Source organism: Azospirillum brasilense, from assembly GCF_003349955.1.
Taxonomy (GTDB): domain Bacteria; phylum Pseudomonadota; class Alphaproteobacteria; order Azospirillales; family Azospirillaceae; genus Azospirillum; species Azospirillum brasilense_B.
On sequence record NZ_QLKQ01000057.1, the window covers coordinates 33652 to 48475 of the forward strand.

A 14824-nucleotide genomic window follows, 5' to 3' on the forward strand; every position below is an offset into this window, starting at 1 on the left:
CGTGCAGACAAGAGGCCCGCCCGTCATGTCCCAGACCTTCCCCCAGACCTTTCATGTGATCGTTGCCGAGGACGACCCCGTCGTCGCGGTCACCATTGCCGAAACCCTGGAGGAGCGCGGCTTCCGCGTGACCATCGGGCGCAACGGGTTCGATGCCTTCAAGATCGACCAGAACGATCCCGCCGACATCCTGATCACCGACCTGCGCATGCCGCACTTCGACGGCACCAGCCTGATCGCCCGCATGCAGGAGCAGCGCCCCGAGCTGCCCATCCTGGTCACCACCGGCTACAGCGACAACCTGCCCAAGGAGGAGCCGGGCCAGCTGTCCGTCGTCCAGAAGCCCTTCTCCGAGGACAGCATCGTCCGGGCGGTGCAGAGCCTGCTCGGGGTCGCCTGATCGGACCGCCGCAGGGTGGCCGCCAAAAAACTTCGCCGTCCGGTGAAGTTCCTGCTTGCGCTGTGCCGCTGGGACCCGTATAAGCCGGCCTCCGTTCCGGATTAGCTCAGTCGGTAGAGCAGCGGACTGTTAATCCGCGTGTCGCTGGTTCGAGTCCAGCATCCGGAGCCATATTGCGGGTGTAGCTCAGTTGGTTAGAGCGCCGGCCTGTCACGCCGGAGGCCGCGGGTTCAAGTCCCGTCACTCGCGCCACATTGCGGGCGTAGCTCAGGGGTAGAGCACAACCTTGCCAAGGTTGGGGTCGAGGGTTCGAATCCCTTCGCCCGCTCCAGTTTCGGGGCACGACAGTGTCTGCGGGGGCCGCTTGTCCAGACAAGCGGCCCCTCGTCGTTTCCGGCGCCTTTTGGAACCAGCCGATGAGGCGATGCGGCGGCTTGGCGCCGCACAGGGAGAAGCGACGGCCGATCCGCAGGCCGGCGCTGCGGGTTGTCCTGTGGACTCATGAGGCCGGGCCGTATGGCTGCCATGACGCTCCGCACCGTTGTTCCCAAGCATGATATATCAGTAACCTGACGGTTGACCGGGCCAGAGACCCGGGCCGACCTTCCGCTTGCCGCCCTCCTGCCTGGAAGCGCCCTCCGGCCATGCCCGACTGCTCCCGACCCCCGGAAGAGGTGTCCGCCGCCCAGACCATGCCGTCCCATGGCCGCGAGCGCCGCGACGATCCCGTGCGCGGCATTCTGATGGTCGTCGCCGCGGTCTTCTTCTTCTCCTGTTCCGACGCGACGGCGAAGTATCTGGCCCAGACGCTGCCCTCCATCGAGATCGGATGGATGCGCTATGTCGGCTTCACCACGCTGCTGCTGCCGCTGATGATCCGCGGCGGCCCGCCGGTGATGAAGACCGCCAGCCCCGGCCTCCAGGTTCTGCGCGGGCTGGGCATGCTGGGGTCGGCGCTGTTCTTCATCATGGGCATGCACTACCTGCCCCTGGCCGAGGCGGCGGCGACCAGCTACGTCTCGCCGGTCTTCGTCACCGTGCTGTCGATCCTGGTGCTGGGCGAGAAGATCGGGCCGCGCCGCTGGGCGGCGGTGCTGGTCGGGCTGCTCGGCGTGCTGATCGTCATCCGGCCCGGCGGGGCGGCCTTCCAGCCGGCGGCCATCTTCCCCATCCTGTCGGCGATGAGCTGGGCGACCGGCGTGGTCATCACCCGCAAGATGACCGGGCAGGAGCATCCCACCACCACCCTGATCTGGTCCGCCCTGACCGGGCTCGCCGTGCTGACCGTGCTGCTGCCCTTCAACGTCACCATGCCGACCGCAACGGAGGTGGCGCTGGGCGCCCTGGTCGGGCTGGTCTCGACCATGGGGCAATGGCTGATGGTCCAGGCCTACCGCTTCGGCGAGGCGTCGGTTCTGGCCCCCTGCTCCTACGTGCAGATCGTCTGGTCCACGCTGCTGGGCTTCCTGATCTTCGACGCGCTGCCCGATCATTGGACCTTCCTGGGCACCGGGATCATCATCGCCAGCGGCCTCTACACCGCCCACCGCGAGCGGCTGCGCAAGAGGCAGCAGCAAAACGCCGCATGACCAAGCCATGGCCAGCGCCCGAAAAGCCTTGCCTCGGATATTGATATATTAGTATACTTGCCCTTGGGAGGCACGGGACTAAAAACCCGTGTTGTTCGAACTCTTTAGCACAGACCGGCGGATCGGACCGCCGGACGGGGGATGGCGATGGGTGAGTCCGCGCGCCGGGTTGCGACCCTTGGCGAATGCATGATCGAACTGGTGCGCCGTCCCGACGGGACCTTCACCATGGGCTTCGGCGGCGACACCCTGAACACCGCCGTCTACATGGCGCGGCTGGGCGTGGCAACCGATTACGTGACGGCGCTGGGCGACGACGGCAACAGCGACGCCATGATCGCCACCTGGGAGGCCGAAGGGGTCGGCACCGGCCATGTGCTGCGCGTTCCCAACCGCGTCCCTGGCCTCTACATGATCGAGACGGACGACAGCGGCGAGCGGCGCTTCCTCTACTGGCGCGACTCCGCGCCGGCCCGCGACCTGTTCGTGCTGCCCGACAGCCCGGCGCTGGTCGCCGATCTGGAAGGCTACGACCTGCTCTACATGTCGGGCATCAGCCTGGCGATCTGGGGCGAGCGCGGGCGCGAGGTGCTGTTTCCCATGCTCGACCTCCTGCGCGAGCGCGGCGGACGCGTCGCCTTCGACACCAACTGGCGCCCCCGCCTGTGGCCCGACCGCGAGACGGCGCAGCGCGCCTACGACGCGATGCTGCGGCGCACCGACATCGCCCTGCCGGGCGTCGAGGATCTGCGCGGCCTCTATGGCGACGCCGATGCCGACACCGCCATGGCCCGCGTGTGCGGCGCCGGGGTGACGGAGATCGTCCTCAAGCTTGAGAAGCCGGGCTGCATCGTGTCCGCCCCCGGCGTCGAGGAGATTGTGCCGTCGGAGAAGGTCGCCAAGGTCGTGGACACCACCGCGGCGGGTGACAGCTTCAGCGCCGGATACCTCAGCGCCCGCCTGAAGGGCCTCGGCCCGGTGGAGGCGGCGCGCTCCGCCCACCGCATCGCCGCCGTGGTCATCCAGCACCGCGGCGCCGTGATCCCGCGCGACGCCATGGCGTCCGTGCTGGACGGCTGATCCCCTGACGGAGGGACCCTCCATGCCCCCAGCCCCAACCCTCACAGGCCAAACATCGACCGCCCCGGGAACCATGAAGCCGCCCCGCGCCTCGCAGCGCGGGACCACGGCGGCGGCGGCGATCTACCGCGACCTGCGGGCCGACATCGTGTCGCTGGCCCGCAAGCCGGGCGACCCGATCGTGGAGAAGCTGGTGGCCGAAGCCTTCGGCGTCAGCCGCACCCCGGTGCGCGAGGCCGTCCTGCGGCTGGCCGACGAGGGGCTGGTGGAGGTCTTTCCCCAATCGGGCACCTTCGTGGCCCGCATTCCCATCGCCGACCTGCCGGAAGCCAACCTGATCCGCAAGACGCTGGAGCAGGCGACCGTCCGCTTCGCCGCGGAACGCGCCACCCGCAGCCAGGTCGCCGCGCTGCAGGCCAACCTGGAGCGCCAGCGCGAGGTCGACGCCTCGGGCTGCGCCGACGGGTTCCATCAGGCGGACGAGGCGTTCCACGCGCTGATCGCCGACATCGCCGGCTATCCCGGTTTCTGGCCGATCACCCAGCAGGTGAAGGTGCAGATCGACCGCTGCCGCCACCTGACCCTTCCCTATCCCGGCCGCCTGGCGACCGTCATCGCCGAGCACGAGGCCATCGTCGCCGCCATCGCGGACCATGACCCCGACCGCGCGGTGACGGCGCTCGGCGACCACATCGACGGCCTGCTGCTGACCATCGACGACATGCGGCACGCCACCCCACTCTACTTCTCTCCTGCCGAGGCCCTGACATGACCCACCCGCGTCTTGAACCCTCCCTGTCCGGCCCGCGCATCGTCCCGGTCCTCGTCCTCGACGAGCCGGACACCGCGGTCGCCCTGGCCGAGGCGCTGGTCGCCGGCGGCCTGAACACGCTGGAGGTGACGCTGCGCACCCCGGCCGCGCTGGCCTGCGCGGAGGCCATCGCCGCCCGCGTTCCGGGCGCCCTGGTCGGCCTCGGCACGCTGATCCGGCCGGAACAGTTCGCCCAGGCCCGCGACGCCGGCGCCCACTTCGTCGTCAGCCCCGGCCTGACCGACCGTCTGGCCGAGGCCGCCAAGACCGCCGGCCTGCCCTATCTGCCGGGCATCGCCACGGTGGCCGAGGCGCTGATCGCCATGGAGCACGGCTTCCGCGAGCTGAAGTTCTTCCCGGCGATGCTGAACGGCGGCGCCCCGGCGCTGCGCGGCATGGCGCCGCTGATGCCGGAGATCCGCTTCTGCCCGACCGGCGGCCTCAAGGCCGAGCATGTGAAGGAGATCCTGTCGCTCCCCAACGTCTTCGCGCTGGGCGGCACCTGGCTGACCCCGGCCGACGCCGTGAAGGAGCGCCGCTGGTCCGAGATCGAGCGGCTGGCCCGCGAGGCCTCCGCCCTGGCCCAGGGCTGAGCCGGATGCGGCGGCGCGTCGGCGTGATCGGGCTGGGCATGGCGGCGACGCCGCACGCCCAGAGCCTGCTGGATCTGGCGGACCGCGTCGAGGTGGCGGGCTGTTTCAGCCCGTCCGCCGAGCGCCGGGCCGCCTTCGCGGCGCGCTTCGGCCTGCCGGCGGTGGACCGGGCGGAGGCGATCCTCGACGATCCCACCGTCTCCGCCGTCCTGCTGCTGACCCCGCCGGACACCCACGCCGACCTCGTCGCCCGCTGCGCCGCCGCCGGCAAGCATGTCCTGCTGGAAAAGCCGCTGGACGCCACCCCGGCCGGCTGCCGCGCGGTGGTGGAGAGCATGGAGCGCGCCGGGCTGACGCTCGGCGTCATGCTCCAGCACCGCTTCCGCGCCGCCGCCGAACGGCTGGCGGAGCTGCTGCGCACCGGCACGCTGGGCCGCCCGCTGTCGGCCTCCGTCGTGGTGCGCTGGTGGCGCGACGACGCCTATTACGCCCAGCCGGGGCGCGGCATGAAGGCGCGCGACGGCGGCGGCGTGCTGCTCACCCAGGCCATCCACACGCTGGACCTCTATGTCAGCCTGCTCGGCCTGCCGCGGGAGGTGGCCGCCTTCGCCAACACCAGCGGCCTGCGCCCCATCGATACCGAGGACGTGGTGTGCGCCGCCCTGCGCTACGATGGCGGGCTGCTCGCCACGGTGGACGCCACCACCGCGGCCTATCCCGGCTATCCGGAGCGCATCGAGATCGCCGGGACCGCCGGCTCCGCCCTGCTGACCGGCGACCGGCTGGAGGTGCAGCTGCGCTCCGGCGAGACGGTCCAGGCGGGGGAGACGGCCGGCACGCTGGGCGGCGGGGCCGATCCCATGGCCTTCTCCAACGCCCACCACCGCGCCGTGCTGGCCGATTTCCTCGACGCGCTCGACCACGGCACCCAGCCGCGCGTGTCCGGCCGGGAGGCGCTGAAGGTCCACCGGCTGATCGAGGCGATCCTGCAATCCTCGGAAAGCGGCGCCGTCACGGCGGTTCCGGAAGACTGACCTCACTTCACGCTCACGAACTCGTGTCCCGCGCTTGATTTGCCGGGAGCGGCGACCAAGGCTAGATGAGGGATGGGGGGCGCTGTCGCCTCCCGGCGGCTTTCCTGTGGAGAGTGTTCATGCTCATCAAAGTCCGGAGCGCGTCGCAAGCCAGCGAGAGTGAGGTGACGCCCCGCGGCCTGTTCCTGTCCCGGCGCTCGATCATGGCCGGCGGCGCTGCCGCCCTGGCGCTCGGCGGCACGGGGGTCCTGTCGGGTCCGGCGCTGGCCGCGCCCTTCCAGGCCCCGCTGACGGTCAGCCCGAAGGACCCCAAGATGGACGCCCAGACTCCGATGAAGTCGGCGACCAGCTACAACAATTTCTACGAGTTCGGGACGGACAAGACCGACCCGTCGGAGAACGCCGGCACGCTGCGCACCCGCCCGTGGGAGATCGCGGTGGATGGTGATGTCGGCAAGCCGACCACCTTCGGCATCGAGGACCTGCTGGCCTTCCCGCTGGAGGAGCGCGTCTACCGCCTGCGCTGCGTCGAGGGCTGGTCGATGGTCATCCCCTGGGTCGGCTTCCCGCTGGCCGAGCTGCTGAAGCGCGTCGACCCGACCGGCAACGCCAAGTACGTCGCCTTCCAGACGCTGGCCGACCGCTCGCAGATGCCCGGCCTGAAGTACCCCGTGCTGCAATGGCCGTATGTCGAGGGGTTGCGCATGGACGAGGCCATGCACCCGCTGACCCTCCTGGCGGTCGGCATGTACGGCGAGACGCTGCCCAACCAGAACGGCGCGCCGGTGCGGCTGGTCGTGCCGTGGAAGTACGGCTTCAAGTCGATCAAGTCGATCGTCCGCATCACCCTGACGCAGGACCAGCCGCCGACCTCCTGGAACCGCTCGCAGCCGCGCGAGTACGGATTCTATTCGAACGTGAACCCGGAGGTCGACCACCCGCGCTGGAGCCAGGCGACGGAGCGCCGCGTCGGCGAGTTCTCCCGCCGCAAGACGCTGCCCTTCAACGGCTACGGCGAGGAGGTGGCGTCGCTCTACGCCGGCATGGATCTGCGGAAGAACTACTGAGATGGCCGCAGCCCAAAAAAATGTGTCGAAAGGACCGGTCGCCCAGGCGCTGTCCTCGCGCTGGGCGAAGCCGGCGGTGTTCGCCCTGGGCCTCCTCCCACTCGGCTGGATGGTCTGGCTGGGGCTGAGCGGCGGGCTGGGGGCGGAGCCGGTGGCCGAGGCGGTGCGGCAGAGCGGTCTGTGGGCGCTGCGCCTGCTGCTCGTCGCACTGGCCGTCACGCCGCTGCGCATCCTGACGGGGTTGGCGGGACTGGCGCGCTTCCGCCGGATGATCGGGCTGTTCGCCTTCTTCTACGCGCTGCTGCACGTCTCCGTCTATGTGGGGGTGGACCAGTTCTTCGACTGGGCGGCGGTGTGGAAGGACATCGTGAAGCGGCCTTACATCACTGTCGGCATGGGCGCCTTCGTGATCCTGACGGCGCTGGCCGCGACCTCGACCAACGGCATGGTGCGGCGGCTCGGCGGACGGCGCTGGAAGGCGCTGCACAAGGCGGTGTTCGTCGCCGGGGCGGCGGGCTGCGTCCATTACGTGATGCTGGTCAAGGGCTGGCAGTACCCGCCCTTCGTCTACGCGGCGATCCTCCTGGGGCTGGTCGCGCTGCGCTACGCGAAGTCGCCGGCGGCCGGGCGGCTCTCCCCATCCTACCGGACCTGAGCCCGCCTCAGCCCGGCCTTTTGAGCCCAACCGGCAAACACACCCGCATCCCGTCCGCCCCCACGGCCACCACCTCGACCTCCGTCCCGTAGACCTCGCGCATCATCGCGGCGGTGATGACCTCGTCCGGCGTGCCGAAACGGGCCAGCCGCCCGCCGTGCAGCAGCGCCACCCGGTCGGCGATGGCGAAGGCCTGCTCCGGGTGGTGGGTGGAGAAGACGACCGTCAGCCCCTCCCCGCCCTCGCCGTCGGCCAGCCGCCGCACCTGCTCCAGCACGCGGACCTGATTGCCGAAGTCCAGGCTGGCGGTCGGCTCGTCGAGCACCAGGACGCGCGGCGCCTGGGCCAGCGCGCGGGCGATCAGGGCCATCTGCCGCTCGCCGCCGCTGATGCGCAGCCAGTCGCGCTCGGCCAGATGCCCGATGCCCAGCCGTTCCAGCGCGGCCTCGGCGGCAGCGTGGTCGGACGCGGCGGGGGCACTGAAGGCGCCGCGGTGGGCGGTGCGGCCCATCAGCACCATCTCGCGCACGGTGAAGGGAAACTGCCCCGCCCCCGCCTGCGGGACATAGCCGAAGGCCAGCGCCCGGCGGCGCGGCGACCAGCCGGCGGTGTCCTCGCCATCGACCCGCACCCGCCCACCGCGCGGCGGCAGCAGGCCGAGCAACGTCTTGAACAGCGTCGTCTTGCCGCCACCGTTGGGGCCGAGCAGGCACAGCACCTCCCCCGCCGCCACGGCGAAGCCAACCCCGGCGCCGACCACCCGCTCGCCGTAGCCGAAGGCGAGATCCTCCACCGACAGCCGCGCGCTCATGACCAGCCGCGCTTTCCGAAGGCGAGCAGCCAGAGGAAGACCGGCGTGCCGATCAGCGCGGTCAGCACGCCCAGCGGCAGCTCCACCGGCCCCAGGCTGCGCGCCAGCGTGTCCACCGCCAGCAGATAGGCCGCCCCCAGCAGCACCGCCGTGGGCAGCAGCCGGACGAAGGCCGGGCCGACCATCAGCCGGGCGAGGTGCGGCACCAGCAGCCCGACCCAGCCGACGATCCCGCTGACCGACACGGCGGCGGCGGTCATCAGCGTCGCCGCCACGATCACCACGATCCGCACCACCCGCACCGGCACGCCGAGCGCCGTCGCCTCCTCGTCGCCCAGCGTCATCACGTCGAGCCGCCAGCGCAGCAGCACCAGCGGCAGCAGCGCCACCGCCACCGGCGGGACCAGCGCCGCGAGATCGCCGCGGTTGACCGCCGACAGGCTGCCGAGCAGCCAGAAGGTGATCGCCGGCAACTGGTTGTAGGGGTCGGCCAGATACTTCAGCAGCGCCACGCCGGAGCCCAGCAGCGCCCCGATCACCACGCCGCCCAGCACCAGGACCAGCACCGGGTCCCGCCCGCGGATGGCCGAGGCGACGGCCAGCACCACCCCGACCGCCAGCAGCCCGCCCGCGAAGGCCATGCCCTGGATGGCGAGGACCGGCAGCGACGCGAAGATGCCCAGCACCGCTCCCAGCGCCGCCCCCGACGACACGCCGAGGATGTCCGGCGAGACCAGCGGGTTGCGGAACAGCCCCTGGTACGCCGCACCCGAGGCGGCCAGCCCCGCCCCGACCAGCATGGCGGTCAGCACGCGCGGGCCACGGATGTCCCAGATCACCGTCTCCACCGCCGGGGCGACGGCGGCGCTGCCGAGCCCCAGCTTGGCCGCGAGCAGCCCGGCCAACTCACCCGGCGCGACGGGATAGGCACCGATGCTGAAGGCGACGCAGACCGCGGCGACCAGCAGCGCGGCCACCCCGCCCAGCGTCAGCGCGAAGGGGACCTCACCCCGGCGGGCGGCTGCCGGCGAGGAGGGCGTCGATCTGCTCCGCGGTGGGCTCCCGGTGGTAGAAGAGGGCATAGAAGCGTCGCGTCTCCTCGCGCAGATCCTCCGGAAACAGCTCCGGATAGAGGACGGCGCCCAGCCAGCGCAGGCCGAGCAGGCGGTTGGCGGCGGGCGGGGAATCGATCCAGGTGAAGGGCAGCCCCGGCGAAAGATAGACGCGCCGGTCGCGCACCGCCTTCACCCCCTGCCACAGCGGGTCGGTCCACACGCTCTCGTAGAAGCCGCGGTCGATGGTGACGATGGCGTCCGGCTGCCAAGCCAGAACCTGCTCCATCGACACGTTGACCAGCCCGCCGTTGCCGAGAGTCTCCGCCGCGACGTTGTGCACCCCGGCGACGTCCAGCGCCTCGACGTTGATGGAGCCGCGGATGCCGGTCTGCAGGCCGCGCGGCCCGCGCGCCATGTAGACCTTCAGCCGCTTGCCCTCCGGCACGTCGTCGAAGCGGCGGCGCACGTCGTTCAGCGTCCGCTCGGCGTAGCGGGCCAGTTCCTCCCCCCGCTCCGCCACGCCCATCAGCGCGCCGAGCGTGCGGAAGGTGCGCGCGGAGTCGGCGAGGTGCCCGTCGATCAGCAGGGTCGGCACCCGCGTCTGCTCCTGCACCCGGTCGGCCAGCGAGACGAAGGTCGGGGCGGTGCTGCCGACATCGACGACGACGTCCGGCTTCGCGGCCACCACGGTTTCCAGATTGACGGTGTTGCCGCGCCCGGTCAGCCGCCCCAGCTCCGGCAGGTCGGCGTAGCGGTCGGGCAGGAAGGGCCGCTCCGGCGGGCTGATCGCCCGCGTCCAGCCCAGCAATTTCTCGGGTGCCAGCATGTAGACGACGACGGAGGCCGGCGGCCCGGCGGGGAACACGCGCTCCACCCGGTCCGGCACGGCGACGCGGCGCCCGGAGGAGTCCGTGACGACCCGCTCCGCCGCCGCCGGGCCGGCCAGCAGGGCGAGCAGCAGCCCGGCTCCCATGCCCGCCATCCATCCGCGTATGCCCACGCCCCTGTTCACTCCGTCACCCCATGCATCTGCACTCAAAGTCCCCTCTCCCCTCCGGGGAGAGGGTTAGGGTGAGGGGGGTGCGCTTTTGCCGAACGCAGCGACACGCGCATCCCCCTCACCGGCCCTGCGGGCCACCCTCTCCCCGGAGGGGAGAGGGCTGGATCGACTGCCTTGCTACCCAAAGCATGGGGTCTGCGCCCGCCACCGTCCATAGGGCAAGCGCGCCGAACCGCCCCGCGAAGGTCACGCTTTGGCCACGGACGGCCTCCCCATCCGAACGGATAGGGTGCGGCGGTCCGCTCACCACCCCCGTGCCGCCCGATGACCGCATCCGCCCTCCGCCGCGCCGCCCTCGCCACCGCCGCCCTGCTCGCGCTGTCCGGCTGCGCCGGGTTCGGCTCGGCGGTCACCGGGGTGACCTCGGCGGGCGTGGCGGCAACGGTCGGCTCGGCCACCGGCAACCCGGTCCTGGGCGTCATCGCCGGCGCCGGGGTCAGCTACGGCATCGACCAGGGCGTGAAATACGCCGAGCGGCGGATCACCGACAACGTCCACAACGCCGTCGCCCGCGCCGCGGGTCCGCTCGCCGTCGGCCAATCGGCGACCTGGACGGTGGAGGAGAAGCTTCCGCTCAGCGGCAAGACCGGCACCGTGCAGGTGGCGCGCGGCTTCGGCGAGGCGATTCCCTGCAAGGACGTGGTCTTCACGCTGGACGACGCGCCGGACCTCAACGTCACCACGGTCTGCCGGGCCAAGGACGGCCAATGGCGCTGGGCGTTGGCCGAGCCCTCGACGCGGCGCTGGGGCAGCCTGCAATAACGCATGCAGTCGGCCATGTACGCACGGCCCGTGTTGGGGTAAAGCTCCGCGGGCAGTTGCGTCACGGGTTTGCGTCACGGGAGTCCGCGCATGTTCACGGCCAAAATCCTTCTTCTCGGCTCGGGCGAACTCGGGAAGGAGTTCGTCATCGCCGCCAAGCGCCTCGGCTGCGAGGTCATCGCCTGCGACAGCTACGCCAACGCCCCGGCGATGCAGGTCGCCGACGCGGCGGAGGTCTTCTCCATGCTCGACGCGGACGCCCTGCGCGCGGCCATCGCCAAGCACACGCCCGACTTCATCGTGCCGGAGGTCGAGGCCATCCGCACCGAGGTGCTGCACGAGTTCGAGGACGCCGGGCTGACCGTCGTCCCCTCGGCCCGCGCCGCCACCATGACGATGAACCGCGACCGCATCCGCGAGGTCGCCGCGGTGGAGCTGGGCCTGCGCACCTCCAAGTACCGCTACGCCGAAAGCCTGGAGGAGGTGGTCGCCGGGGCGGAGCACACCGGCCTGCCCTGCGTCATCAAGCCGGTCATGTCCTCCTCGGGCAAGGGACAGAGCACCGTCCGCACCGCGGAGGAGCTTGAGGCCGCCTGGACCTACGCCGTCGCCAACATGCGCGGCGACCGTCGCAAGGTCATCGTCGAGGAGTTCGTGCCCTTCGAGTACGAGATCACCCTGCTGACCGTCCGCACCCGCGAGGGCATCCTGTTCTGCGAGCCGATCGGCCACCGGCAGGAGCGCGGCGACTACCAGGAATCCTGGCAGCCGGTGCCGATGCCCGCGGCGCTGCTCAACGACGCCAAGGACATGGCCGCCAAGGTCGTGGACAATCTCGGCGGCTACGGCATCTTCGGCGTCGAGTTCTTCGTCACCAAGGACGAGGTCGTCTTCTCCGAGCTGTCGCCGCGCCCGCACGACACCGGCATGGTGACCCTGTTGTCGCAGAACCTGTCGGAGTTCGACCTGCACGCCCGCGCCATCCTGGGCCTGCCGATCCCGGCGATCCATGTCCGCGGCCCGGCCGCCTCCGCCGTCATCCTGGCCGACCGCGAGGCCGAGCGCTTCGCCATCGAAGGGCTGGCCGACGCCATGCGCGTGGGCAGCCCGGAGCATGACGTGGACGTCCGCCTGTTCGGCAAGCCGACGACCCGCAAGAACCGCCGCATGGGCGTGGCGCTCGCCGCCGGCACAGACACCGACGACGCGCGCGAGCGTGCGCTCAAGGCGGCCTCGGCGATCAGCATCCGCTACGAGTGAGGTTAGGGAGCCGGGCGCGACCGCCGGCCTTCGACGGTCGCGCCCGGCTGTAAACCACCGCTCAGCGCAGAGCCGCGCCGATCATCGGATACAAAACATAGATCCCGAAAAGCATCACCCCCAGCAGGGTGAGCAGCATCCGGAACCCCGCCCGCCAGCCGCCATCCGCGCGGTGAAGGTCCAGGTAGTGGGTGAGAATCCGGTCGGCCTTGACGGTGGCCGCGGCGAGGACCAGCCCAACCCCGAGCGGGCCGAGAGTGCCGCCGCCATGCCCCGCCCACATCGAGACGGCGGTGAGCAGCATCAGCACCATCCAGGTGCGCGTCAGGATCGCCATCGCTCACCTCAGCAGATAGACGATGGGGTAGAGCAGCACCCAGATCAGGTCCACCATGTGCCAGAAGGCGGCCCCGGTCTCCAGGTTCTCCAAGCTGTCCCACCGGGTGACGATGCCCAGGATGACGAACCCCGCGGCGACGTGCATCGCGTGGAAGCCGGTCAGCAGATAATAGAGCTGGAAGAAGCTGTTGGTCTCCAGCGTGAGGCCCCGGCCGATCTTGTCGCCGTACTCGACCGCCTTGACGGCGAGGAACACGCCGCCGAGGGCCATCGCGCCGAGCATCAGCGGGCGATGGGAAAGGCCCGAGGCCCGGCGCCGCAGGGCGACGGCGACCAGCCAGCCGCTCGTCACCAGGACCATGGTGTTCACGCCGCCAAGCAGACGGTCCAGCTGCGCCTGCGAGGCGTCGAAAGTCGCCGGGTCGAGGGCGCGCGTCACCGCGAAGGCGATGAACATCGCCCCAAAGGCCGCCAGCTCCCCCAGGACGAGAATCCACATCATGGGGTTGCCGGGCAGGCTGGAGAGGGGCCCCCAATCGGCGGCGGCCTCCCCGTCCGCAACGCCATCCGCGATGACGACCGTCGCCGGCGCGGCCGTTTCCGTCATGTCCGCTGTCCTTCCGGAAGTGATGACCGAAAGGGACCATGACGCGGGCCAGGGGGCGCCGTCTTTGCCCGGGGGCAAACTCACGGACCTTTGCCGATCAGTTGACGCCGGTCATCAAACGCCGGTCACTGATAACCGCCCTTCTCCGCGCGCTCCCGCGCGGCGTCCTCCTGGGCCTTGGTCATCTCGTCCTTGGTCGCCGCCGGCTGGTCCTCGGGCTTGCCGGTCGCGCGGTCCTTCTCGGCTTGCGGTTGGGAGTCGGTGTTGCGGTTGTCGCCCATCGCGTCATCCTCCGGCATGAGGCGGGCCGCTGCGGCCCGCCGTAAGCCTCACCAACACGCCGGCGCGCCGGTCGTCTCATTCCCCCCGCAAGATCAGGCGACGATGCCGGCGTCGTGCAGGCGGCCGATCTCGGCCGACGGCAGGCCGAGCAGATCGGCCAGAACCGCGTCGGTGTCCTGGCCCAGCACCGGCGCCGGGCGGTGGTCGGTGCGCTCGCCCAGGCCGGGGAAGCCGAGGGGCGAGCCGGGAACCAGCAGCGGACCGACTTCCGGCTGCTCGACCTCGCGGAACAGCGGGTTGGCGGTGGAGCAGCGCGCGTCCTCCGCCACCAGCTGGCCGAAATCCCGGTACGGCCCCCACAGCACGCCCGCCCCGGCGAAGGCGCTCTCCACCTCGGACAGGGTGCGGGCGGCGAACCAGGGGGCGAGCACGGCTGAGATGGCGTCGCGCGCCACGAAACGCCCACCCTCGTCGTTCATGTCCACGTCCATCAGCGGGCCGATCATCGCCAGCCGCTCGGTCAGCCCGGTCGCCTTGCCCAGCGCCTTCCACTGGCGGTTGGAGATGGCGACGACCATCGCCCGCCGCCCGTCGGCGGTGGCGAAGTCGCGCCCGTAGGCGCCGTAGAGGTCGTTGCCCATCGGCGGCCGCACCGCGCCGTTCACCCGGACGTCGGCGAGGTAGCCGAGGTTGCCGACCGTCGCCAGCATGACGTCGGCCAGCGCCACCGTCACCTCCTGCCCGCGCCCGGTACGGCGGCGGTGCCGCTCCGCCGCCAGCAGGCCGGTCGCCAGATAGAGGCCGGCGGCGACGTCCCAGGCCGGCAGCACATGGTTCACCGGCTCGCCGCCGCGGCCAGTCGCCATCGGGAAGCCGCTGGCGCAGTTGACGGTGTAGTCCACCGCCGCCGACCCGTCCGGGTTGCCGGTCAGCCGCAGCATGATCAGGTCGTCGCGCTTGGCCGACAGCGCCTCGTAGCCCATCCAGCCGCTGGCCGGCAGGTTGGTCAGCAGGAAGCCCGCGTTCTCGCCCGAGGCGGTGATGATCGCCTGGGCGATCTCCCGCCCCTCCGGCCGGTCGAGCGCCAGCGTCACCGACCGTTTCGCCTTGTTCAGCGCGGTCCAGTAGAGGCTGGTGCCGTTCGGCGCCACCGGCCAGCGCCGGTAGTCGATGTTGCCGCCGATGGGGTCGATGCGGATCACCTCGGCGCCCAGCTGGGCCAGCGTCATGCCGCCCAGCGGTGCCGCGATGAAGGCCGACACCTCGACGACGCGCAGATCGGAGAGAAGCGAGGACATGGGAGTCTCGATCCAGATGGAAACGACGTGGTGGACGGGGGTGCCCCCACCCTAACCCTCCCCCGCTTCGCAGGGGAGGGGACCATTCTCCCTCCCCTGCGGGAGCGGGGGAGGGCCGGGG

General features: G+C 71.1%; 17 protein-coding genes and 3 tRNA genes. 13 read left to right on the forward strand and 7 right to left on the reverse strand.

What is annotated here, in order from left to right:
- Positions 1 to 25: 25 nt before the first annotated feature.
- The 11 genes from DXK32_RS22320 to DXK32_RS22370 all read left to right on the forward strand — a co-directional run bounded on the left by DXK32_RS22320 (position 26) and on the right by DXK32_RS22370 (position 7229).
- Positions 26 to 400, forward strand: a complete 375-nt coding sequence (locus tag DXK32_RS22320; protein WP_035682866.1) for a response regulator — start codon at positions 26 to 28, stop codon at positions 398 to 400.
- Positions 401 to 495: 95 nt separating this feature from the next.
- Positions 496 to 571, forward strand: a tRNA-Asn gene (locus DXK32_RS22325).
- Positions 572 to 575: 4 nt separating this feature from the next.
- Positions 576 to 652 (forward strand) — tRNA-Asp (locus tag DXK32_RS22330).
- A gap of 4 nt (positions 653 to 656) precedes the next feature.
- A tRNA-Gly gene (locus DXK32_RS22335) sits at positions 657 to 731 on the forward strand.
- Positions 732 to 1044: 313 nt separating this feature from the next.
- On the forward strand, positions 1045 to 1989 hold the full coding sequence (locus DXK32_RS22340) for a DMT family transporter (RefSeq protein WP_114860518.1): 945 nt from the start codon (positions 1045 to 1047) through the stop codon (positions 1987 to 1989).
- A gap of 147 nt (positions 1990 to 2136) precedes the next feature.
- Complete coding sequence (locus DXK32_RS22345) at positions 2137 to 3069, forward strand: sugar kinase (protein WP_114860533.1); 933 nt, start codon at positions 2137 to 2139, stop codon at positions 3067 to 3069.
- Between the two features lie 73 nt (positions 3070 to 3142).
- Entirely contained in the window at positions 3143 to 3841 is a 699-nt protein-coding gene (locus DXK32_RS22350; protein ID WP_247877286.1) for a GntR family transcriptional regulator, read from the forward strand.
- Positions 3838 to 4473 carry a bifunctional 4-hydroxy-2-oxoglutarate aldolase/2-dehydro-3-deoxy-phosphogluconate aldolase gene (gene eda / locus DXK32_RS22355; protein WP_114860520.1) on the forward strand — a complete coding sequence of 212 codons (636 nt, stop codon included), beginning with the start codon at positions 3838 to 3840 and terminating at the stop codon, positions 4471 to 4473. Before DXK32_RS22350 ends, eda begins: the two co-directional genes overlap by 4 nt.
- Before the next feature lie 5 nt (positions 4474 to 4478).
- Entirely contained in the window at positions 4479 to 5507 is a 1029-nt protein-coding gene (locus DXK32_RS22360) for a Gfo/Idh/MocA family protein (protein ID WP_114860521.1), read from the forward strand.
- Positions 5508 to 5626: 119 nt separating this feature from the next.
- Entirely contained in the window at positions 5627 to 6574 is a 948-nt protein-coding gene (gene msrP, locus DXK32_RS22365; RefSeq protein ID WP_114860522.1) for a protein-methionine-sulfoxide reductase catalytic subunit MsrP, read from the forward strand.
- Position 6575: 1 nt separating this feature from the next.
- Entirely contained in the window at positions 6576 to 7229 is a 654-nt protein-coding gene (locus tag DXK32_RS22370) for a sulfite oxidase heme-binding subunit YedZ (RefSeq protein WP_114860523.1), read from the forward strand.
- 7 nt (positions 7230 to 7236) lie between these two features.
- Here DXK32_RS22370 and DXK32_RS22375 read toward each other — a convergent pair whose 3' ends face one another.
- The 3 genes from DXK32_RS22375 to DXK32_RS22385 are packed head-to-tail and all read right to left on the reverse strand — an operon-like array spanning position 7237 to position 10068.
- Complete coding sequence (locus DXK32_RS22375) at positions 7237 to 8040, reverse strand: ABC transporter ATP-binding protein (protein WP_114860524.1); 804 nt, start codon at positions 8038 to 8040, stop codon at positions 7237 to 7239.
- On the reverse strand, positions 8037 to 9122 hold the full coding sequence (locus tag DXK32_RS22380) for a FecCD family ABC transporter permease (RefSeq protein ID WP_247877287.1): 1086 nt from the start codon (positions 9120 to 9122) through the stop codon (positions 8037 to 8039). Before DXK32_RS22380 ends, DXK32_RS22375 begins: the two co-directional genes overlap by 4 nt.
- Entirely contained in the window at positions 9046 to 10068 is a 1023-nt protein-coding gene (locus DXK32_RS22385) for an iron ABC transporter substrate-binding protein (RefSeq protein ID WP_247877288.1), read from the reverse strand. Before DXK32_RS22385 ends, DXK32_RS22380 begins: the two co-directional genes overlap by 77 nt.
- 351 nt (positions 10069 to 10419) lie before the next feature.
- Here DXK32_RS22385 and DXK32_RS22390 point away from each other — a divergent pair, with 351 nt between their 5' ends.
- Together DXK32_RS22390 and purT are read left to right on the forward strand one after the other, a co-directional pair.
- Positions 10420 to 10917, forward strand: coding sequence for a hypothetical protein (locus DXK32_RS22390; protein ID WP_114860527.1), 498 nt, complete (start codon positions 10420 to 10422; stop codon positions 10915 to 10917).
- A 90-nt stretch (positions 10918 to 11007) separates the two neighbouring features.
- Entirely contained in the window at positions 11008 to 12177 is a 1170-nt protein-coding gene (purT, locus tag DXK32_RS22395) for a formate-dependent phosphoribosylglycinamide formyltransferase (RefSeq protein WP_114860528.1), read from the forward strand.
- Positions 12178 to 12238: 61 nt separating this feature from the next.
- On the opposite strand, the gene DXK32_RS22400 is transcribed toward purT, so the two are convergent.
- The 4 genes from DXK32_RS22400 to DXK32_RS22410 all read right to left on the reverse strand — a co-directional run bounded on the left by DXK32_RS22400 (position 12239) and on the right by DXK32_RS22410 (position 14703).
- Positions 12239 to 12514: a cytochrome C oxidase subunit IV family protein gene (locus tag DXK32_RS22400; RefSeq protein WP_114860529.1), complete on the reverse strand. Its 276-nt coding sequence runs from the start codon at positions 12512 to 12514 to the stop codon at positions 12239 to 12241.
- A 3-nt stretch (positions 12515 to 12517) separates the two neighbouring features.
- Complete coding sequence (locus DXK32_RS22405; RefSeq protein WP_114860530.1) at positions 12518 to 13123, reverse strand: cytochrome c oxidase subunit 3 family protein; 606 nt, start codon at positions 13121 to 13123, stop codon at positions 12518 to 12520.
- A gap of 125 nt (positions 13124 to 13248) precedes the next feature.
- Positions 13249 to 13404, reverse strand: a complete 156-nt coding sequence (locus DXK32_RS32755; protein ID WP_205215801.1) for a hypothetical protein — start codon at positions 13402 to 13404, stop codon at positions 13249 to 13251.
- Between the two features lie 93 nt (positions 13405 to 13497).
- On the reverse strand, positions 13498 to 14703 hold the full coding sequence (locus DXK32_RS22410) for a CoA transferase (protein ID WP_040137917.1): 1206 nt from the start codon (positions 14701 to 14703) through the stop codon (positions 13498 to 13500).
- Between the last annotated feature and the right edge of the window lie 121 nt (positions 14704 to 14824).

Bases quoted from the DNA above. Each gene is read 5' to 3' on its own strand.
- DXK32_RS22320 (WP_035682866.1), top strand. From the start codon at position 26: ATGTCCCAGACCTTCCCCCAGACCTTTCATGTGATCGTTGCCGAGGAC.
- DXK32_RS22340 (WP_114860518.1), top strand. From the start codon at position 1,045: ATGCCCGACTGCTCCCGACCCCCGGAAGAGGTGTCCGCCGCCCAGACC.
- DXK32_RS22345 (WP_114860533.1), top strand. From the start codon at position 2,137: ATGGGTGAGTCCGCGCGCCGGGTTGCGACCCTTGGCGAATGCATGATC.
- DXK32_RS22350 (WP_247877286.1), top strand. From the start codon at position 3,143: ATGAAGCCGCCCCGCGCCTCGCAGCGCGGGACCACGGCGGCGGCGGCG.
- eda (WP_114860520.1), top strand. From the start codon at position 3,838: ATGACCCACCCGCGTCTTGAACCCTCCCTGTCCGGCCCGCGCATCGTC.
- DXK32_RS22360 (WP_114860521.1), top strand. From the start codon at position 4,479: ATGCGGCGGCGCGTCGGCGTGATCGGGCTGGGCATGGCGGCGACGCCG.
- msrP (WP_114860522.1), top strand. From the start codon at position 5,627: ATGCTCATCAAAGTCCGGAGCGCGTCGCAAGCCAGCGAGAGTGAGGTG.
- DXK32_RS22370 (WP_114860523.1), top strand. From the start codon at position 6,576: ATGGCCGCAGCCCAAAAAAATGTGTCGAAAGGACCGGTCGCCCAGGCG.
- DXK32_RS22375 (WP_114860524.1), bottom strand. From the start codon at position 8,040: ATGAGCGCGCGGCTGTCGGTGGAGGATCTCGCCTTCGGCTACGGCGAG.
- DXK32_RS22380 (WP_247877287.1), bottom strand. From the start codon at position 9,122: ATGCCCTCTTCTACCACCGGGAGCCCACCGCGGAGCAGATCGACGCCC.
- DXK32_RS22385 (WP_247877288.1), bottom strand. From the start codon at position 10,068: ATGGGAGCCGGGCTGCTGCTCGCCCTGCTGGCCGGCCCGGCGGCGGCG.
- DXK32_RS22390 (WP_114860527.1), top strand. From the start codon at position 10,420: ATGACCGCATCCGCCCTCCGCCGCGCCGCCCTCGCCACCGCCGCCCTG.
- purT (WP_114860528.1), top strand. From the start codon at position 11,008: ATGTTCACGGCCAAAATCCTTCTTCTCGGCTCGGGCGAACTCGGGAAG.
- DXK32_RS22400 (WP_114860529.1), bottom strand. From the start codon at position 12,514: ATGGCGATCCTGACGCGCACCTGGATGGTGCTGATGCTGCTCACCGCC.
- DXK32_RS22405 (WP_114860530.1), bottom strand. From the start codon at position 13,123: ATGACGGAAACGGCCGCGCCGGCGACGGTCGTCATCGCGGATGGCGTT.
- DXK32_RS32755 (WP_205215801.1), bottom strand. From the start codon at position 13,404: ATGGGCGACAACCGCAACACCGACTCCCAACCGCAAGCCGAGAAGGAC.
- DXK32_RS22410 (WP_040137917.1), bottom strand. From the start codon at position 14,703: ATGTCCTCGCTTCTCTCCGATCTGCGCGTCGTCGAGGTGTCGGCCTTC.